Origin of the sequence: Paenibacillus sp. W2I17, from assembly GCF_030815985.1 — a bacterium.
Classification (GTDB): Bacteria; Bacillota; Bacilli; order Paenibacillales; family Paenibacillaceae; genus Paenibacillus.
The window spans coordinates 1,282,366-1,303,263 of sequence record NZ_JAUSXM010000001.1 but is presented as its reverse complement, the minus strand read 5'-3'; the positions used below and the strand labels follow the sequence as shown (position 1 = coordinate 1,303,263).

General features: G+C 43.2%; 19 protein-coding genes. 17 read left to right on the top strand and 2 right to left on the bottom strand.

The window, feature by feature from the left end; all coding sequences use genetic code 11:
• Positions 1 to 18: 18 nt before the first annotated feature.
• On the bottom strand, positions 19 to 1,161 hold the full coding sequence (locus tag QF041_RS05685) for a family 8 glycosyl hydrolase (protein ID WP_307412784.1): 1,143 nt from the start codon (positions 1,159 to 1,161) through the stop codon (positions 19 to 21).
• A gap of 290 nt (positions 1,162 to 1,451) precedes the next feature.
• Between QF041_RS05685 and QF041_RS05680 the strand changes: the two genes are divergently transcribed.
• The 13 genes from QF041_RS05680 (at position 1,452) to QF041_RS05620 (ending at position 16,062) form a co-directional block, all read left to right on the top strand.
• Complete coding sequence (locus QF041_RS05680; protein ID WP_307412782.1) at positions 1,452 to 2,735, top strand: SGNH/GDSL hydrolase family protein; 1,284 nt, start codon at positions 1,452 to 1,454, stop codon at positions 2,733 to 2,735.
• Between the two features lie 41 nt (positions 2,736 to 2,776).
• Entirely contained in the window at positions 2,777 to 3,550 is a 774-nt protein-coding gene (locus QF041_RS05675; RefSeq protein WP_307412780.1) for an alpha/beta hydrolase, read from the top strand.
• A 71-nt stretch (positions 3,551 to 3,621) separates the two neighbouring features.
• Positions 3,622 to 4,257 carry a glycoside hydrolase family 11 protein gene (locus tag QF041_RS05670; RefSeq protein WP_307412777.1) on the top strand — a complete coding sequence of 212 codons (636 nt, stop codon included), beginning with the start codon at positions 3,622 to 3,624 and terminating at the stop codon, positions 4,255 to 4,257.
• A 133-nt stretch (positions 4,258 to 4,390) separates the two neighbouring features.
• Positions 4,391 to 5,230: a formylglycine-generating enzyme family protein gene (locus QF041_RS05665; RefSeq protein ID WP_036671125.1), complete on the top strand. Its 840-nt coding sequence runs from the start codon at positions 4,391 to 4,393 to the stop codon at positions 5,228 to 5,230.
• A gap of 349 nt (positions 5,231 to 5,579) precedes the next feature.
• Entirely contained in the window at positions 5,580 to 6,695 is a 1,116-nt protein-coding gene (locus QF041_RS05660) for a response regulator transcription factor (protein ID WP_307412774.1), read from the top strand.
• 4 nt (positions 6,696 to 6,699) lie between these two features.
• On the top strand, positions 6,700 to 8,481 hold the full coding sequence (locus tag QF041_RS05655; protein ID WP_307412772.1) for a sensor histidine kinase: 1,782 nt from the start codon (positions 6,700 to 6,702) through the stop codon (positions 8,479 to 8,481).
• Between the two features lie 13 nt (positions 8,482 to 8,494).
• A complete protein-coding gene (locus tag QF041_RS05650) occupies positions 8,495 to 10,036 on the top strand; it encodes a response regulator (protein ID WP_307412769.1) in 1,542 nt (513 codons plus the stop codon).
• Between the two features lie 139 nt (positions 10,037 to 10,175).
• Positions 10,176 to 11,831, top strand: a complete 1,656-nt coding sequence (locus tag QF041_RS05645) for an ABC transporter substrate-binding protein (protein ID WP_307412767.1) — start codon at positions 10,176 to 10,178, stop codon at positions 11,829 to 11,831.
• Positions 11,832 to 11,942: 111 nt separating this feature from the next.
• Positions 11,943 to 12,908 (top strand): ABC transporter permease, encoded by a 966-nt coding sequence (locus QF041_RS05640; RefSeq protein ID WP_017688458.1) that lies wholly within the window; start codon positions 11,943 to 11,945, stop codon positions 12,906 to 12,908.
• Between the two features lie 12 nt (positions 12,909 to 12,920).
• Positions 12,921 to 13,823: a carbohydrate ABC transporter permease gene (locus QF041_RS05635; protein WP_017688457.1), complete on the top strand. Its 903-nt coding sequence runs from the start codon at positions 12,921 to 12,923 to the stop codon at positions 13,821 to 13,823.
• Between the two features lie 284 nt (positions 13,824 to 14,107).
• On the top strand, positions 14,108 to 14,482 hold the full coding sequence (locus tag QF041_RS05630) for a response regulator transcription factor (RefSeq protein ID WP_091016260.1): 375 nt from the start codon (positions 14,108 to 14,110) through the stop codon (positions 14,480 to 14,482).
• Positions 14,472 to 15,107, top strand: coding sequence for a hypothetical protein (locus QF041_RS05625; protein ID WP_017688455.1), 636 nt, complete (start codon positions 14,472 to 14,474; stop codon positions 15,105 to 15,107). Before QF041_RS05630 ends, QF041_RS05625 begins: the two co-directional genes overlap by 11 nt.
• On the top strand, positions 15,100 to 16,062 hold the full coding sequence (locus QF041_RS05620; RefSeq protein ID WP_307412765.1) for a sensor domain-containing diguanylate cyclase: 963 nt from the start codon (positions 15,100 to 15,102) through the stop codon (positions 16,060 to 16,062). The genes QF041_RS05625 and QF041_RS05620 overlap by 8 nt, the downstream gene beginning before the upstream one ends.
• A gap of 178 nt (positions 16,063 to 16,240) precedes the next feature.
• On the opposite strand, the gene QF041_RS05615 is transcribed toward QF041_RS05620, so the two are convergent.
• Positions 16,241 to 16,585, bottom strand: a complete 345-nt coding sequence (locus QF041_RS05615; RefSeq protein ID WP_074095086.1) for a winged helix-turn-helix transcriptional regulator — start codon at positions 16,583 to 16,585, stop codon at positions 16,241 to 16,243.
• Between the two features lie 266 nt (positions 16,586 to 16,851).
• Between QF041_RS05615 and QF041_RS05610 the strand changes: the two genes are divergently transcribed.
• The 4 genes from QF041_RS05610 to QF041_RS05595 all read left to right on the top strand — a co-directional run bounded on the left by QF041_RS05610 (position 16,852) and on the right by QF041_RS05595 (position 20,736).
• Positions 16,852 to 17,955: a Gfo/Idh/MocA family protein gene (locus QF041_RS05610; RefSeq protein ID WP_307412763.1), complete on the top strand. Its 1,104-nt coding sequence runs from the start codon at positions 16,852 to 16,854 to the stop codon at positions 17,953 to 17,955.
• 116 nt (positions 17,956 to 18,071) lie between these two features.
• Positions 18,072 to 19,292 carry an NtaA/DmoA family FMN-dependent monooxygenase gene (locus QF041_RS05605; RefSeq protein WP_307412760.1) on the top strand — a complete coding sequence of 407 codons (1,221 nt, stop codon included), beginning with the start codon at positions 18,072 to 18,074 and terminating at the stop codon, positions 19,290 to 19,292.
• A 139-nt stretch (positions 19,293 to 19,431) separates the two neighbouring features.
• A complete protein-coding gene (gene nfsA / locus QF041_RS05600; protein WP_307412758.1) occupies positions 19,432 to 20,172 on the top strand; it encodes an oxygen-insensitive NADPH nitroreductase in 741 nt (246 codons plus the stop codon).
• Positions 20,173 to 20,310: 138 nt separating this feature from the next.
• Complete coding sequence (locus QF041_RS05595) at positions 20,311 to 20,736, top strand: MarR family winged helix-turn-helix transcriptional regulator (protein WP_307412756.1); 426 nt, start codon at positions 20,311 to 20,313, stop codon at positions 20,734 to 20,736.
• Positions 20,737 to 20,898 lie beyond the last annotated feature (162 nt).

Genomic DNA, 20,898 nt, shown 5'->3' with positions numbered 1-20,898 from the left:
CGGCTCGTACACATTCCCTTAGTACATGCGATATCTTCCGCTTAGAGCCAGCATGCTGAAAAAATACAGGCAATTGTCGTAATAACGTCGCTCTCCCTGACGCAGAGGTGTGTTCCAGAACTTGCGAACGAATGTGTCAGCATGTGGACCGTCCGCAGCCAGTGAAGCCATGGCATTGGTAGCCAGCAAACCTACAGGATGCAGTGAAGGTTCGTCGAAAGGTTCCCCTTCTATTGTATAACGACGATAATCGGACATTTCAATATCACTGAAGAAGGATTGAATGCGATTGGATTGTTCGATCTGCCAGTGATCCTTGCGGAACCATTCCCAGTCCAGCGCTATATTCGCAGCAACACGGTAGGCATCACTGTAGAAATGTCTGAAATCACCATGCGGCTGTATTGGAGCCGGAGAGCCATCATAGTTCGCATATTCAGGTGATAGCCCGGTTACGGGATGGCAGGCTGTATGAAGGTAGGCCCGACTAGCGGTCGCCGCTTCTTTCCAGAAGCTCTGATCTTCTTCATCCGCATATTTCGCGAATAGTTCATAAAAATGAGGCAGATGGTAGGATGGGTCGCTAAACGGTGTTTCTGGTATGAATTTGATCAGTTTTGTTTCCGGATCCCACATGGGATCGCCTTCGCCGTCTTCGCCCTGATGTATACATGCATGAAGGATCTTGCGGGCTTGTGCCTTGTAATCATAAGGTTCAGCGCCATCGCCCCAGCGGTTGGAGGCAAAAAAAAGTGCCATGGCAAAAAACTCCTCACCATCAGGAGCAGGACCTTGTGAGAGTCGGGTTCCGTCAGGCTTGCAATGCCAGGCAAAATAATCTTTATAACGTCCCGCTTTATGTTGCATAAACGTGTGTGAGAAATTCCAGAGTCGATCAAATTCTTCCTTTTTGTCCATCTGAACAGCCATCATCATGCCATAGGACATGCCCTCGGAGCGAACATCGAGATTACCAGTGTCCAGCAAATAACCTTTATCCTCACCCATGGGGTAATATATTCGAGTATTTTCATCGCCATAAAACAGCTCGTTCCATGTTTCTTCCAATCTGTTGGTGATCTCATTCTCATCGTAGCCTAGCTTCAAGAAAAGATTTGTATATGTACCCGTATCCCACGCGCCTTGACCCGTGATATTCATGAGTATCCTCCTTCATCAATGCGGTTTTTCAAAATTATAACATGGAAATAGTATACAAATTAAAGCGTTTACATGAAAAATTATAGGTGTTCTGATCTGCATGTGATTGTACTCAACTTAAAATGATATATTGGTTAAAATCCTATACTTTGTCAGGTTGTTGTAAAATTATGTAAGCGCTACACTTTGGGAGAAGGATCACATCTGATCTAATAATAATACAAGCTGTGATCCTTTAAATGTTGTTTGAGGATGGTCAGAATCTAACCGGAAGGATGTGATGATGATTTATGCTCCAGGATTCAGGAGATGCAGGTGAAAACACGGAATTCACTGCACCGCGCGATCCAGTTGGAGTGACAGCGTCGGCAGTCAAGCCCGCAATTGATTTTGAATCACATGGATATCGCGACATGATTGGCCGATCTCTTCTGAACAAAGGAAATAATGTCAGATTAAAACGAGCCATTGAGAAGGCAAAAAACGGCGAACCTGTCGTTATCGCTTATATTGGAGGCTCCATTACCCATGGTGCTGGTGCAGTACCTATTCATCTCCAAAGTTACGCTTATCGGTCGTATGAGTCGTTCAAGTTTATGTTTGCGCTTTCAAAAGATAGTCCGATTCATCTGATTAAAGCAGGTGTGGGTGGAACTCCTTCAGAACTGGGGATTGTACGTTATGATCGTGATGTTCTGAGGGGAGGTGCCGTTCAGCCGGATATTGTCATAATCGAATTCGCAGTCAATGACGCAGATGATGAAACCCAAGGTAAATGTTACGAGAGTCTGGTGCTCAAAGCACTTGCTGCCGATAACAAGCCAGCAGTCATCTTGTTATTCAGTGTATTCGAAAATGACTGGAATCTGCAGGATCGTCTCGCTCCGGTAGGCTGGCACTATGATCTGCCAATGGTAAGTGTGAAAGATGCTGTCGTAGATCAGTTCGGCAAAACAAAAGATGAGGGCAACATTATTTCCAAAAAGCAATTTTTCCATGATATATATCATCCGACTAACACGGGGCATCGGGTTATGGCCGATTGTTTGGAATATTTGTTCGATGTGACGAATCGTTCTGAATGGGATGAGCAAGATCATGATATTGAAAAAGCTCCGCTAATTGGAAATGAATTTGTTAATGTGAAGCTGTTGGATCGGAAAAACGGCAATAACATTGCTCGAATCGATGCAGGCTCTTTTTGCAAAACGGACACGGATCTGCAGATGGCTGAGATGGATGCTCATGACTATGGTACACCTCAGTTTCCCAACAACTGGATGCGTACAGCAGAGGGGAAAGAGGATCAGAGCAGCTTTCGGATAAGTTTGCAGTGCAAACGCCTCATTCTGATCTTCAAGGATTCGGGTAACGACGAATTCGGAACTGCAGATATCAAGGTAGATGGGGTATTTGTCCAAAAAGTCGATCCGCGTCAAGTGAACTGGACCCATTGCCATGCCACACTTCTGCTTAACGAAGAGCATGTGGGGGAACACTCCATCGAGATCGAAATGGCGGAAGGTCATGAACATAAATGCTTCACTATTCTGGGTTTTGGCTATGTGGATTAACTGAAGACTGATAGTCACTCATATGTTCGGAGGAAAAGAGAATGGAATTGATCTCACCAGCAGTAACGGGATATGACCAGTATCGGGAGAATATACCACGTGGAGTCATGGAGACGGTAGAGTATCCATCCACCACGGTTGGCAATTCCCGTAAAGCGATGGTGTACACCCCACCAGAATTTTCTTCGACAACGATGTATCCTGTACTTTTTCTTTTGCATGGTATTGGTGGAGACGAAACCGAATGGCATACTCATGGTTCTCCGCAAATTATTCTCGATAATCTGTACAACGATAATTTGCTTGAGCCGATGGTTATTGTTTTCCCTAACGGTCGCGCAATGTCGAATGACCGAGCCGAAGGAGACCTGTTTGAACCTGAGAAAATCAAAGCATTTAAACGGTTTGAATCCGATCTGCTCAACGATTTGATACCTTACATGGAGTCGAACTACCCTTTGCATAAAAGCCGGGATAAAAGGGCGATTGCTGGTTTATCCATGGGTGGAGGTCAATCCTTAAATATCGGATTAAGTAATCTAGACCATTTTGCATGGATCGGTGCTTTCTCCGCAGCCCCAAACACCAGAAGTCCGAAGCTACTTGTCCCTGATCTTTCGAAAGCGCCTTCATTACTCTCGCTGTTATGGATCTCTTGCGGTGAACAGGACAATCTTATAGAGATTAGTCTTGGGGTTCACCAATATCTGGCGCAACACGGAGTACCTCACATTTGGCATGAGGAAAGTGGAGGACATGATTGGCCCGTGTGGAAGAACGATCTGTATCTGTTTTCGCAACGTCTTTTCAAGTGAATTTGCTGAAGAACATTCATATCGGATTGTAGCATCAACCAAATCTATTAAAATATCAGGAGGTATAATCCATGTTCAAATTTAGCAAAAAATTGTTAACCGTTGTTCTCGCATCTGCCATGAGTTTTGGTGTCTTCGCAGCCACATCGAGCGCAGCAACAGATTATTGGCAAAATTGGACAGATGGCGGAGGAACGGTCAACGCCGTGAATGGATCGGGCGGGAATTACAGCGTGAATTGGCAAAATACCGGGAACTTTGTTGTCGGGAAAGGGTGGACATACGGTACGCCTAATCGAGTGGTCAATTATAATGCTGGTGTATTTTCTCCATCAGGTAACGGATATCTGACCTTCTATGGCTGGACAAGAGGCGCACTCATTGAATACTACGTGGTGGATAGCTGGGGAACATATCGTCCGACTGGCACGTACAAGGGCTCAATGACTAGTGATGGTGGCACATATGACATCTATACAACGATGAGATACAATGCACCTTCCATTGATGGTACTCAGACTTTCCCTCAATATTGGAGTGTTAGACAGTCCAAGAGACCGATCGGAGTCAATTCTACCATCACGTTCAGTAATCATGTGAATGCATGGGCGAGCAAAGGGATGTACTTAGGCAACAGCTGGTCCTATCAGGTGATGGCAACCGAAGGTTATCAAAGCAGCGGAAGCGCAAACGTGACGGTTTGGTAAAAATGATGTGATGCAGTTCAACTTCTGCACCTGCATTTGAAATTCAATTTTCCGGTAGCGTTGAGTAACGTTATTCTCCAGACTAACGGACCTCGACGTTGCCGGATTTAAGCTAGTAAAGGAGAATAATTGAATGAAGAAGCTGGTATGGTTAACTTTAATCGCTATAGTTGTTAGTCTAAGTGCTTGTTCAGCAAGTAATACGAAATTAAGCGATGACTTGGTATTCGTCGAAGGAGGAGCCTTCAAGAGCAGTAAGCCGAGTCAGATTGATAGGAATGAAACGCTGGATTCCTTCTATATTGGCAAATACGAAGTAACTCAAAAAGAATGGATGGAGGTTATGGGGGAAAACCCTTCTGGCTTCAAGGGAGATGACCTGCCTGTTGAAATGGTCAGCTGGTATGACGCAGTGGAATACTGTAATCAAAAAAGTATAAAAGAAAACCTGAAACCTTATTACAATATAGATAAAGACAACCAGGACACGAATAATCACAATGAAAACGACACTATAAAATGGAATGTAACGATCAACGAGGACGCCAACGGTTACCGTTTACCCACAGAGGCAGAATGGGAATACGCTGCAAGCGGAGGTCAAAAGAGCTTAAATTACACATACAGCGGAAGTAACAATCCTGATGAAGTTGCTTGGTACTGGGTAAATGCCGGCGAGAACATTCTGACGGGTGACTGGAGCTGGCCCGCTATTGAGAGCAATCGTAATCAAACCAAAAAAGTTGGAACTCAGAAGGCGAATGAGTTAGGAATCTATGATATGTCTGGGAATGTGAGAGAATGGTGCTGGGACTGGTACAGCGATTCGGAGAGTCCAAATCAAACTTGGCGAGTTGTGAAAGGCGGAGGCTGGATCGGCGGTGTCAATAACAATGAAATATCATTTCGAGGCAAATTTGATGCAAATGGTTTTGGTCCCGATCAAGGATTCCGTATTGTGCGTGGAGAATGAAAACTCTTTTTCCTGGCAATAGATTACTTCTGAGCTAAACCTATACTTTGTCGGGTGAAAACCTATAGTTTAACAGGTTGTTGTACCAAAATGTAAGCGTTACACTTGAATTGTTATCCCGGCGCTTCGCTACAATCGGAGCGTTCTTATAGTACGGTCCGATGGAACCATTTTCTATGTTAATGATTAATGACGATGAGATTGGTAGAAATTTTGTTCTCCAAGTTGTGCGAGCAGACAACAATCCTGCTGTTGTTCTGCTGTTTAGCGTTTTCAGAACAACTGGAATCTACCTATTGATATAGATAAATTACATGCAGCTGATCAAGGATAAAAGTGAGGTGAGCTAATGTACAAGGTCATTGTCGCGGATGATGAGCCGTTTATGCTAGAAGGATGGAGAACGATGATTGACTGGCGAGCTTGTGGATATGAACTCTGCGGAACGGCAACGGATGGGGAGGAAGCACTTGCTCTATTCAACTCGGTTGAACCGGATCTTGTCGTCACTGATATTCAAATGCCTGTTATGGATGGTCTTGGTTTGATTCACACCTTGCGAGAAGATCTCGCCTATACCTCTAAAATTGTTATCGTTACAGGATACTCCGATTTTAATTACGCGAAGCAAGCCATACGTTATCAGGTCGATCAGTACGTGCTTAAACCTCTTGTTCCCGAGGAGATCCATCAAATCCTTATGGAAATGATTGAACCTCTGGACAAACGCAGAAATGAGCAAAAACAGCAAAATGGAGTCATGGTTACAGATGAAACCTATGAGAGTCATCTTAATGAATATCGAATAAGCGAAGAATATGATTTAGAGCAAATGATGAACATCTCCAAAGAGATCTTGGCGTTGATTGAAGCAGAAAACACGTATTCCATCGATATTGCAGTGAGTGCACTGTTAGAGAAAAGTGAGAAAGCAGAGGTTTCGTTGGAATGGATACATCATGTCATCCGGTATATCCATGGGGAGTTGCTACGAAAATATGGAAAAAGAGAGGGTTGCAGAGAAATACTATGTGAAAAAGAATGGCATGAAGCTGCGAGTTGGTCTTCCGGCACATTGCAAGACCTGTGTGTTCGACTGTCCAAGCAACTTTCCCAGTCTGAATTGAAGCAAAAGACGGGTACGGGAGGGCTGGTTGCAGAAGCAGTGAATGAATTGAAGCAACACTATCGAAGTAAAATTAAATTACAAGATGTAGCTAATCGTATTCACGTGAATTCTGCCTACCTGGGTCAACAGTTCAAGCGGGAGATGGGGGTCAGTTTCAGTGACTATGTGCACCAGCTTCGTGTTGAGGAGGCCCGTAAACTCCTGCGACGTACCAATATGAAGATCACTGACATTGCATTCAGGCTAGGATATCATGATGCTGAATATTTCACCCAAAAGTTCAGAGCGCATACAGGGGAGCTTCCGTCAGTCTATAAAAACAAAAACCAAGGGTGATTATATGCGTCATAAATTCTGGATGTTCAGTAAGGTTAATGATATTCCTCTCCGATCCAAATTTCTGCTTATTTATGTACTTAGTATTCTCCTTCCTGTAATAACGATTAATATCTTCTTTTATGAACGAACCTCTGCGGATATCAAGATTAGAGAACAGGAAAATCTGCGTAAATCCATCGACAGGGCTGCGGGGGAACTGCTAGGCATGATTGATGAGAGCGTTGCCCTGAGCCGAATTATTGCAGCAGACGATTCGCTCTATGAGGCACTGGATCGGACCTATCACTCCCCCGTGGATTATTACAACGTCTACCATGCATTCCTGCGAGATAAATTAACACGGTACATGTCAGCGAATATTCTGGAGGTGCGTATCTATACGGATAACGATACCATTCAGACGGGCAGTCATTATATCGTGATGAAAGACAAGAATGTACTCCCTGGATTGAAACAGCTGAAATCCACCAGTGGAGGCATTCTTGTCGTTGATTATATTGAGCCATCCGGATTTAACGCGGGAAGAAGAATCAGTGTGATTGGCAAAATGGATACCTATACTTCCTATGCCAATTACAACAAGTATTCCAAGATTGATCTGGAACTTAGCCGGGTGTATAGCATTTTAAATCGTGAATCAGACAGTCTTCAGCTGCGTCTGGTGGACAGCAACAATCGAACCGTCGTTTCAAGTGGGGAATTCAGCGAAACCGACTTATCCCCCCTTGATAATGAATCAATGCTCAAGGAATCTGGAGATTCTGCTTACACACTCGAAAAATCGTTGGGGAATCTAGCCTACCTAAAGGGTTGGAAATTGATTGGAGTTGCCGATACGCGTCACCTTGACCACCTTTTGCAAGAAGCCTTTAAATCAATTCTGGGGTTGCTCGCATTAAGTATCGTGGTCCCCTCTGTATTGATCTACATTATTTTGCGTTCCTACCACTATCGGATTCGCAAGTTATCCAGACATATGGAGAAGGTTCGTAACGAACGATTCGATCTGATTGAAATTCACGAAGGCCGCGACGAAATTGGCGGGCTTATTCGTACATTTAACATCATGATTGGTAAAATTCATACGCTGATTAATGACGTATATAAACTGGAAATCCGTCAAAAAGATTTGGAGCTGGATCAAGTGAGGACTGAATTGTCCATGCTCCAGAGTCAGATGAATCCCCATTTTTTATTTAACACATTGAATGCTTTGCTGGTCGTTAGTACAAAGAATGGATATACGGAAGTAATTGAGATTATTAAAAGTCTTTCCAAGCTGATGAGACAGTTGCTCAGTCATTCTGACAATCTGATTCCTTTGCAAGAAGAGCTGCAATTTACGAATCTTTATCTCCAGATTGAGAAGTTTCGCTTTGGTGAGCTGTTTGATTACACCTTCGAGGTTGATCCTGATACAGCTTCGTTGCTCATTCCCCGAATGAGTATTCAACCGCTCGTCGAAAATGCCTGCAAACACGGCTTGCAGGCGCGAAAAAATGGAAGAGAGATCAAGATAACGGCGAGACGAAACGCTTCTGAACTGGTTATTCAGGTGATCGATAATGGAATCGGTATGGATGCAGGGAGACTAACCGAGCTCCTGCGAGATATTCGTTCTGAAAGACCCAGGAACGGCGAGCATGTAGGACTCCGCAATGTCTACCGCAGGTTGGAACTCTTTTATGAAGGAAATGCGATATTTGATCTAAGCAGTGTACCTGGAAAGGAAACCATTGCAGGGTACCGTATACCGATCTCCAAGCTGGAACAGAGGAAATAGGAGGTAAACTCTCATGTATAAAGTATTGTTAGTCGATGATGAACCTTATGCCATTGAAGGGTTACAGCTTCTGATCAATTGGGAAAAGTATGGTTTCGAAATCAGAGGCGTGTGCGCCAACGGTGAGGAAGCCATTCGGATGATGGAACAAGATCGACCTGATCTCGTGGTGACAGATATTCGTATGCCTGTGATGAATGGGCTGGAACTTGTAGAAGAAGCACGACGATTGGAACATGAGTCTGTGCTGTTTGTCATCACGAGTGGATACAGTGACTTTAATTATGCCAGACAAGCTATTCGATTAGGTGTCTCCAACTATTTAACCAAACCGGTTGATAGTACAGAAGCAGAGGATATGTTGGTCCGTCTCCGTATGCAATTGCAGGAGCGTGAAAACCAGGAGCGTATAAGGGAACATGCAAACGAGCAAAGGATCAAAGCGTTTTTGTCTGCACTGATTAAGGATAAGCAAAATATATCGGAGGAGGAGATGTCAGAGATCCTTCCTCGTTTAAACAAGTCCCATTGGGCATACCTGCGGATAGCCTTTCAGGGAGATATTCAGGAAGTCTGTTCAGTAGTCGAACAAACGGCTGAAGAAACAATTTGCTGTTATGTAATAGACAGAACAAGAGACTCATTGGGACTTGTATGGGGGGAGGAAACGAATGATAGAAATGAGACATTTGAAGCAATTAAAGCTTTTACCCAGCGTTTGATAAACAATATGCAACATAACGGCTGCGAAGAAATTCATATCGCGGTTGGATTAACGGTTAACAAACTGGAGCATTTATCTGAATCCTTCCGCTCCGCTCAGGAAGTTGGGCGGTATTTGTTTTTTAACCAAGAGCGTCTTTTGTTTGCCGAAGATATTCAGCTGGAGAATTGGCAGTTTGATCCGGAAACGCTGTCAGAGGTGGACCATATTTGCGATTTGCTTGAAAACGGTTCTGTAGAGGAACTCTCGTCTGCGATTCGGAGTGCTTTTGAACTGTTTGTACAGATGAAGGCTGCGCCAGAGATTGTACATATTTTCTCTACTCATATTATATTCCGCGGATTGTCCCTGTGTAGAGAATTAGGAGGAGAACCTAATGCTCTAATGAATGAATTGGCGAGCGGAATTCTGGAGAAGGGCCATCGAAATATAGAAGAGGTTGCTAACAATCTGGAACATTTCTGTTTGCAATGCAAGTCAGAACTGGCTGTTTTCCGGGAGAGGCAAATGGGTGGCATCCAGGCGACGGTTGCTGAATATGTGCAGATGCATTACAGGGAGACATTTACGATCCAGGAGCTCGCAGAACGATTCTACGTGAATCCTGTCCATTTAGGGCAATCCTTTTTGCGAAAGTATGGTAAGGGTGTAATTGAGGTAGTACATGATCTAAGAATGGAAGAAGCGAAGCGTCTGCTCCAGCAGACGAATCAAACATCAAGTGCGATTGCAGAACAGGTTGGGTACCGCAGTTACCAGCATTTTCTCAGACACTTCGAAAAACGAACAGCCATGAAACCAGTAGAATACAGGCAAAAGTATGCGAATTGATCCATGAAAAAGAAGAACCCCTCCTGAATAAGACCTACAATTACAGGGGGGTAGACCTTAAATGTATATATTCTGTAACCGCATACATTTCTTCATACTAAAAACAGTAAGACATACCACTTCCAAGGAGGGCAAGTACATGGGGGGACTTAAGAAAAAGAAGCTTTGGGGTTCCGTATCACTCGTTCTGGCTTTGAGTTTGGCACTGGCAGGATGCAGCGGTGACAATGAGAAAGCGACTACAAAGGATGGGAAAGAGGTACTGAACATCACGGCCTTTATCGGAACGCCAAATCAGGCGCCAGCTAAAGATAACCGAATCTACAAGAAGATCCAGGATGAACTCGGCGTTAATCTTGAGATGGAGTTTCTAGTAGGTGATCTTCAACAGAAGTTGGGCGTTATGATTGCCGGGGGCGATTTCCCGGATCTGATCACAGCAGACACCAAGTTGGTCTCAGCGGGTGCGGTTATTCCGCTCGAAGATCTCATTGAAGAGCATGCACCTAATCTGAAGAAACATTTCGGTAAAGACTGGAACCGGATGAAAGACTCCAGTGATGGACATATTTACTGGTTGCCTAACTATGGAGTGTATACAGGGGAGTTCATTAGTAACTATTATTCTGGTCCTGCATTCTGGATTCAAAAGTCCATACTGAAGGATGCCGGGTACCCGACTCCTAAAACGTTGGATGATTTCACAAAGTTGATCCGTGATTATGCAGCCAAGAATCCAACGATTGATGGTCAACCGACGATTGGTTTCACTACATTGGCTTCAGACTGGCGGACGTTCCCTTTGCTTAACCCACCTGAACATCTTACGGGTCACCCCAATGACGGGGGCGTAGTCGTAGATGATAGTGGAGTCGCAACCGTTTTTGCCGACAAAGATATCTCCAAACGGTATTATAAAGAACTAAACAATCTGTATAACGAGGGATTGCTGGATAAAGAAGCCTTTGTTCAGAACTACGATCAATATCTGGCCAAAATTTCTTCGGGACGTGTGCTTAGTATGTTCGACCAGCACTGGAATTTCCAAGCCGGAGAAGACCCACTCGTAGCACAGGGGAAAATTGGCCAGACATACGTAGGCTTCCCGCTTGTCTATGATACAAGTATCACAGATCATTATCTGGATCGTCCGGTCATTAACTTGAACAATGGTTTTGGTATCAGTAAAGATGCTGAAGACCCTGTTGCACTTATCAAATTCCTCGATAAGCTTATGGACGAGAAGTACCAGAAGCTCTTGTCATGGGGTGAAGAGGGTGTAGACTATCAGGTGAATGAAGAGGGAAGATTCTATCGTACACCGGAGCAACGGACAGAGCAGGATGATCCGGCATGGAGATTGGTTAACAAAGCAGAAGGTTTTTATGCTGCGGCACCAAAGCTCGAAGGAACATTTGAAGATGGCAATGCAATTGGAGCGATCAACCAACCTGAGGAATTCTATGACAACCTCAAACCGGAAGATAAAGAACTTCTGGATGCATATGGCTTCAAAACGTGGAGTGACTTCTTCTCTCCTGCACCAGAAAATCCAGTGTACTATCCAGCATGGCAGGTCGATCTGAAAGAAGGCTCTGATGCTGCAGTAGCGAACAAACAAATGACAGACACTTCATTGAAATTCTTGCCTAAAGCAATCATGTCAAAACCGGATGAGTTCGATAACATTTGGACTGAATATGTAGACGCTTACAAGAAAATCAATGTCAAATCCTATGAAGACCGGATTAATGAACAACTTAAATGGAGAATTGAGAACTGGTCTGTTAAATAAAAAAATGCGGCAATGATTCTCTTGGAAGGTATCAACCAAAGGATTACTCAGGTGAGTGCCTTCCGAGACATCATGCTTAAAGTCGTTGCAAGCCAATAGGAGGAGTGAAAGATGGCGAACACGCCTGGAGCCATACCAGAGCAAACCACCCGTACAGTCGTTCCCAAAGCACCACTGTTAAAACGATTGCGCGGACAAAGACAACTCATGTTCATGTCATTGCCCATCGTTGCGTACATTCTTGTATTCTCGTATTATCCCATTTGGGGCTGGGTTATGGCCTTTCAGAATTACAGTCCTGCGAAGAGTTTCACGCAGCAGGAATGGGTCGGGCTCAAACACTTTAAGTTTTTGCTAACAGACGATGCATTTCTTAACGTGCTTCGTAATACCATTGCGATGAGCGTCATCAATATGGTGCTCGGATTTGCGACAGCGATTATATTTGCCATTTTACTTAATGAGATCAAACATAAGTTATATAAACGAACCATTCAAACAATATCGTATTTACCTCACTTTCTCTCATGGATTATTGTGACAGGTATCGTAGCAAGTTCACTATCTGTAGATGGTGGGATTGTGAATGTGGTACTCATGAAGCTGCATATCATTCAAGAACCTATCATGTGGCTTAGCGTTCCGGAATACTTCTGGGGCATTGTAGGCGCATCCCATGTATGGAAAGAAGTTGGCTGGAATGCCATTATTTATTTGGCGGCCATCACGTCTATCGATCCTTCCCTCTATGAAGCGGCAGAGATTGATGGTGCGAACCGATATAAGAAAATGCTGTATGTGACCTTACCCGGAATCAAATCCATTGTTATCATTTTGCTGATCATGAATATGGGCTGGATTTTGGAAGCTGGATTCGAGGTTCAGTATCTGTTAGGTAATGGTGTGGTTGTCGACTGGTCACAGACGATAGATATATTTGTCCTGAAATACGGACTACAGATCGGGAATTATTCTTTGGCTACTGCGGCAGGTATCTTCAAAACAGTAGTTAGTATCACGCTGATCTTTGCGGCGAATTCAATTTCCAAACGGCTCGGGGAAGACCGATTAATATAAGGGGGACTAGAGATGGGAATCAATAAATCTCGGCTTGAACCGATTGTCTTCCATACGTTAAATGGTATACTGATGATCGCAATCGCGATTGTTACCCTGTATCCGTTTGTGAATACACTCGCCGTATCATTCAATGCCGGTAATGACACCATCCGAGGTGGGATTTATCTGTGGCCTCGGGTATGGACAGATCAAAACTACAGAGCAGTATTTGCAGGAGGGACCATCTTCAGCGCCTTTGGTATATCTGTGGCGAGAACGGTTTTGGGGACAGTTCTAAGTCTATTCTTAACCTCCATGCTGGCTTACACACTAAGCCGAAAAGATTATATATTACGAAAGCCCATTACCATTACAGTTGTTCTTACGATGTATTTTAGTGCAGGTCTTATTCCAACTTACTTCCTAATGAAAGATTTACATTTGTTAAACAACTTCCTGGTGTACATTATTCCTGGGCTGATCAGTGCCTTTAATATGATTGTTATTCGAACCTATATTCAGACACTACCGGAGGGATTGATCGAATCCGCCAAAATTGATGGTGCTGGAGATTTCAGAACATTCATTTCCATTATTCTACCGCTGTGCCAACCGGTTCTCGCTACTGTTGCACTGTTCATTGCAGTCGGTCAATGGAATTCTTGGTTTGATACGTTTCTGTATGCATCTTCCAAACAAAACCTGAGCACGCTGCAATATGAGTTGATGAAACTATTATCATCTTCTATGAATTCCAACAGCAGTGCAGCCGTTGCCAATGGTGCAGATCTTGGTGCTGCGCGTAACATGGTCACACCTGTATCTATTCGGGCAGCGATTACGATTGTTGCCGCATTACCCATCTTAGTTGTATACCCATTTTTGCAGAAGTATTTCGTTCATGGCTTGCAGCTTGGAGGGGTAAAAGAGTAAACTTAATGCAGTTCCAGATAACCGATCAAAAACGGTCACTAGAGTGACCGTTTTTTTTATGTTTTTTTAAACGGCGGCCGTAGTATGTCAATTGCACACGAATCTAACTTATTCAATAATGTTGTTGACAATTAAATTAAAGTTACTATAATTTATATTTACTTGATTCACCAGTCAGTCTCTTTTCAGGGTGCCACTGCGCGCGAAAGCCCTATATCAAGAACTGTCCACAGCGCCTGACCATCCCGAGCTCTTACCATTTTATCAAGGAGACTGAAGAGAAAATGAAAGTATTAATTGTGGAAGACTCCATTTTCGTACAGAAATTGCTTACAAAGCTGATTGTTGATCATATTCCAGCATGCGAGATTCAGATTGCTAATAATGGAGAGCAAGGATACAACCTATTTAAGGAATTTCAACCTGATTTTATAACCACCGACCTGCTGATGCCTGGTTTGAACGGACAAGAAATGCTTCGAATGATTCGAGAAACGGATAGCAATGTCAAAATTATTATCTTATCTGCAGATATTCAGAAGACAACTAGGGATGAAGTTGAAATGTTAGGCATTTCTGGTTTTTTGAATAAACCGTTAACTGCAGAGAAGGCAACTACCATGATTCAACTGATTCAGGCGGCCTATCATGCTGAATGATTTACAGAAGGATTTGCTTACTGAACTAGTGAACGTTTACGTGGGACAAGCGGCTAACATGTTGTCAGAGATTGTAGACAAGCGTATCGTTTTGAATATACCGGAAGTGGAACTAATCTCCATATCCGATGTTGATCCTGGAGATCGAAGATACAACATTTTCTTTAGTGAAGGTCACCTGTTTAGGTCATCCTTACAGTTTGGATACGAATTTCAGGGAAAAGCATTTCTGATGTTTCCTGTTGAGCAGGCTAAAGTATTGGCAAACATCTGTCTTGGAGAACTGGGTGAGAGCGTTATACCGAACGATCCGAACCTGATGGATACGGATTTGGACGTTTTGAAGGAAGTTAGCAATGTCCTGCTTAACGCCATTATTGGAGAATTCGGTAATTTCCTGGAGATCAAACTGGAATACGTCCTGCCTGATATTGAACTGATCTATGTCACCAATTCCGATCAACAAATATTGCTTCAGAATGAAGTCTATGTCCTGGTTTTACATACCTCGTTTTTACTTGCCGATACGGATGTGACAGGTATCATTGTCATAGCATTGAGCATGAACTCCATATCGAGCCTGCTGGCAAAAATGGACGCTTTGTTGGAGGCGGACAATGGATAATCTTATTTCACAAGCTTTGAACAAAGCCCATATGGGAATAATGATCGTGGACAGGCATTTAAAAATTGTTGTCTGGAATGCCTGGTTGGAGCGCTTTACTGGCAAGAACGTAGAAGAGGTAGTAGGCTTAAATCTGCTTGAGGTCTGCCCACGGTTTAAGTCAAATATGTATCTAAATATTTTGCAAAATGCGCTGTATCATGGACAGAGCAGATTTTGCTCAAGCGCTTTACATAAGGCATTCATTCTTCCTAATGAAGGAGAGGATGAACAATTATTCAGACAAAATATGCATGTTGAACCGCTCTATCATGAAGATCGCAGTTATGCCCTTATTCAGATTACTGACATGACTAACACCAATACCAGGGTATATAAACTTAAAAATCTGATCAAAGAACTGGAGACGGAGTACGCCAAAATCAAAATCTCCGAGAAAATCAGCAAGCATTTGTCTTTGCATGATCCACTTACAGGTCTGCCTAATCGTCTTGCTTATAATGACCGTCTTGCCTGGGCCATCAGTAATGCCCAAAGAAACCATAACAAACTAGCCGTCATGTTTGTGGATGCTGATGGGTTTAAACAAGTGAATGATACATATGGACACCATGTTGGCGATCAAGTGTTGCTGGAGATGGCAAAGCGATTAAGCGAAACAATTCCAAGTGCGGACACTGTAGCTCGGCTTGGCGGGGACGAATTCATCATTTTAAGCCATCTGAAAGATGATTACGAAGCTGAAGTCATCGCCAAAAGATTGGAAGCTGCATTCAGTACCCATTTCAAAATTGCCGGAAACTATATCAACCTTTCGATGAGTATTGGTATCAGCCTATTTCCCAAGCATGGACAGGAGCCTTCCGAACTTCTGAGACATGCGGATGGAGCCATGTATAAGATTAAAAAGAATGGCAAGAATGGTTACGGAATTTATGAGCCTGAAAATGTTTAAGAAATCTAAAAATGTCTTTTAATAAAGTTGCTACAATAGCAACTTTATTTGTCTATAAGGAGAAGTCGAACAGAGGCGATAGTCAGAACAGCACCAAAAGCAAGGAGAAAAAAAGAAGAAAAACATATCATCCCCCCTTTAACAAAGATAAGTAATATGGAAGCCTAGTTTAAGTTGCTTAGCCGTATTCTTTGCCAAAGTCCTCCATCTTTTCAAGGATCGGTAGTAACTTCATTCCCTTGTCTGTTAACGAATACTCAACTCGCGGAGGAACTTCCGGATATACATCACGTTGAATAACACCATCATTCTCCAACTCTTTAAGCTGCTTTGTAAGGGAGCCTTGAGACAGATCTCCAAGGAATTTTTTGATATCCGTATATCGCCGTGTTTCGTCTTTTAGGTACCATAAGATAAAATATTTCCAACGCCCAGAAAGGACATTCTGAGTAAAAGCTATGGCGTACATGTCACTTTTTCCATCTATAAACTCTTGTTCAAATCCTTCGTTGCAAACTCTCATTCATATCACTCCTGATCCAAAGGTACAAAAAGATGTACTATGTTCATTTAAATTGCCCTCTTTGCTAATAAAACAAATACATCTATGATGGTGTCAACACCAAAACAATTTTAGTTTACCTAAAATGTGAAAGAATAATTAATGTTATCTCGATTGGATAGTTAGCAAGCTAAATAAATATATCATAGAAATGAGTGACTGATAAGGGCTGGAGGCAAACCGATATTCGATCATACTGTAAATTTTAACAAGGGAGATGTTTAACAATGAGTAAAAAAATCCGTACAGGTATCATAGGGGCATCCATTAATAACGGGTGGGCGAGTGGAACACATATTCCAGCTATTCAGCATTTGGATGAGTTCGAGCTTACAGCGGTTGGGACAAGTAATATGGTGAGTGCAAAGAAAAGCGCAGAAGCTTTCTATGCAGATCACGGCTTTGATAATATGGAGGAGTTGGCTCAGCATCCTGATGTGGATATGGTCGTTGTCAGTATTAATGTCAAGGAACATTATAACGCCGTTAAAGCCGTCGTGCCTGCTGGCAAACCAATTTATTGTGAATGGCCACTGGGGTCGAATACAGAGGAAGCGCTTGAAATGCAGGAATGGATAGCGTCCGCACAACTGCCAAATGCGATTGGATTACAGGCTAGACAAGCCCCGGCCGTTCAATATGTAAAAGATTTATTGGCAGAAGGTTATGTCGGTAAAGTGTTATCTGCCAACCTGAAGATTGCTATAGATGGCATGGGGGGCGTTGGTGACAAGTCTACTGCGTACTTGTTTGACCGGAAAGTTGGAGGGAATTTGCTGACCATTGTAGGTGGACACAATCTGGATGCATTTACCTATATGCTTGGGGACTTTACAGAATTGTCTGCCACCACAGCTCAACAGTTTTCAGAAGTTGAATTGGTAGATATTCAGAAAGTCATCAAGAAAACAACGGATGATCAGATCATGATTACAGGAAAATTGACTAATGGTGCGGCAGCCAGCGTTCATATTCAAGGCGGAGTCAAACATCAGACAGGACTCACACTTGAAATTTTCGGAGACAACGGCACGATTGTTCTGAGCGCCCCTGCATCCATTCAATTCGGATCACATCAATTAAGCGGTGCAGGATCTACGGACAACGAGCTTCGTGAACTAACCATTCCCGATGCCTATTACTCGGCTCCACATTCTCTATATAACGACTCCGGAATTGTTCTGAACATGGCTCAGGCTTATCGTAAGTTCGCCAAAGATATTCAAGAAGGGACTACCTTAGCACCTACTTTCGCGGATGCGGTGAAACTACATCAGTTACTGGATGCCGTCGAGAAATCAGCCCAGACCGGTGAACGTCAATATCTATAACCCTCACTAAACGGAACAAAATCTGATTCATCCATATACTTAGCATGCTAAATATATTCGCGCTATAGTAAGGGCACACATATCTGTGCCTGTCCAGAACGAAGGAGAAAATCGTTATGAAAAAAAGAAGTGATATGCAACTGGCTTTACAGATGGTTTCGGGTTATGGAGCCGAATTTAGCGCATGGAGAATGCCTGGCACGGATCCTGCAGCTTACACCAATATGGATAGTTATGTAGAACGGGCTAAATTAGCTGAACAAGGAAAATTTCAAATGATTTTCATCGCTGACACTCCAGCATTATCCAATAATTTAGGCCCACAGACGCCTATGTTCCCTATGGACCCCATGTTGGCACTGATGGCAGTAGCAAGAGAGACACAACACATCGGGCTTGTGGCTACCCTCTCTACAACATTTAACTATCCCTACAACATTGCACGTCAGTTCAAAGCACTGGATGTTATCAGTCATGGACGTGTGGGATGGAATGCGGTTACCACATCCGACCCCCTAGCGGCGGCTAATTTCGGTGCCCGGGTTGAAAATCGCCAAGAGCGCTATGACAAGGCACATGAAAGCATACAAATTGTTCAGGCCTTGTGGGGGAGTTGGGAACCAGACGCTTGGACGTTAGATGTAGAAGGAGGGGAATTTGCTGATATGGACAAAATACAGCCTATAAACCTTCAGGGTCAATATTATGCATCTCGTGGTCCTTTGCCCATTCCGCCCTCTGAGCAAGGGCAGCCAGTGATTTTCCAGGCAGGGGGAGGAAGTGAAGGATTAGAATTAGCTGGGAAATATGCTTCGGGAGTGTACGCCAATCCTTATGATATTACGTCTGCCCGTGAACACAGACAAGCGATAAGGCAAAGCGCTGTACGTTTTGGTCGAAACCCCGATGATATCAAAATGTTTGCAGGTTTTATGTTTTCTCTGGCTTCAACGGAGGAAGAAGCTCTGGATCGTCGGAAACAGCTTATGAGCTTCAATCCTCAGGAAATCCCCAGCAGGGTAAGTTACCTCGGATCCATGGTTGGTTTACCATTATCGGTAAACTCCGTAGATATAGATCAACCTTTAGCGGCAGACTTGTTAAAAAATGCTTATGCCAACCCCATGGACCCACGTTCTCCGAGAGCCTTAAAGTTATTAAAAGAAGGACTCTCTGTAAGGGATGTTCTAGCTCACGGGGTCATCAACTATCATCCGGTCGTTGCAGGCACTCCGACACAGGTTGCTGACTTCTTGGAAGAATGGTTTTTGGCTGAAGCATGTGACGGATTCTCAGTTGTGCCCGATGTACTTTTGATGGCGTTGCAGATTTTGTGAATCAGGTAGTACCTATCTTGCAGGAACGCGGTTTGTTCCATAAGGAATATGAAGGAAAAACACTACGCGAGAATATGGGTGTTCCTTACGAATACGGATTGCAGGAAAATGGAATCAACGAATAAAGGAGAGCTTTTTAATGAATAACACACTCGAATTGCTTCATAACCATACATCGTTTCGTTCTTACACATCTCAACCCCTAACTGAGGAACAAATAGATGCAATATTTCAGGCAGCAAATCAAACTTCATCGTTCAGTCTTCTGCAGGCGGTATCCATTATACGCATCACAGATCCAGTACTTCGAAAAAAACTCAGACATCTGTGTGTCGATCAACCCTATATTGAAGAAGCGGCAGAATTCTGGATCTTCTGTGCTGATTTCAACCGAAATCATGAAATCGCTCCGGATGTGGATATTGAATATATTGAATTTCTGTTGATTGGTTCATTCGATGCTGGCCTGATGGCACAAAATGCGTTAACCGCGGCTGAATCGCTGGGACTTGGCGGAGTTTTCATTGGTGGGGTCAGAGCCAATATTAGCGAACTATCTGGCGTATTGAATTTACCGAAATATGTTATCCCTCTGGTGGGATTATGTATCGGTAATCCAGCTGGAGATAAGCCGGAACTGAAACCTCGGCTCCCTCAATCCATGGTATTGCTTGATAATCAATACCAACCAATGGATCAAGAGAAATTAGCAATTTATGATGAGACCATGCTGAAGTATTATGAAAATCGTCCGACGAGAGCTCCTTTCACCGTAAAAAAAGTAAAAGGATGGAGTGACCATATCCAGGATCACCTCGAGAGAAGTATTCAACCGCAAATGATGGCCTATTTGAACAAACAAGGTTTTGCCAAAAAATAAGGACTAAACCAATCTTTCGGGTGAAACTTGGATAGGAAAAGGCCCTTAAAGACGAAACTAAGGAGAATTGACACCTATATATCCCCATGATACATTTAGTCTGCTAAATATAATTCGGATGTTAGGGAGGGATCGTTCATGACAAATACAGTAGATTGTGAAATTCGACAGTCTTTAGATCGAATTTCCTCCCAAATGCGACGAAATTATAGTGAATCTCTTCGGGAACTTAATCTCTATGTAGGACAAGATAATTTGTTGTATCGGCTGTGGTTGGGTGATGGGGTAACACAGATGCAACTAAGTGAACATATGAAATGCGAACCACCAACGGTTACAAACATGGTCAAATCACTGGAACAGAACGGATTTATATATCGCAAGCGTGATGTACAGGATGCAAGGATTATGCGTATCTTTCTAACCGATAAGGGCAAAGAATTAGAAAAACCGGTTGAGCATAAATGGAGAGAGCAGCAAGAGAAACTACTTCAATCCATTTCTTCGGAAGATCGGTTGATATTGAGACAATTCATGCAACAAATGGAGCGAAATATCTTATAACTTATGCCAAGATTCACGTAATCTAAATAAATGAACGAAACAGAGCCGCTATTATAGCGGCTTTTTTTATTGCCAATAGCTATACTTCCTTGTCCAGAACAAAGAATTTGTACTGTCAGTTTCGGAATTCACGATTACACCTCTAATGCTGGGATAAGATTG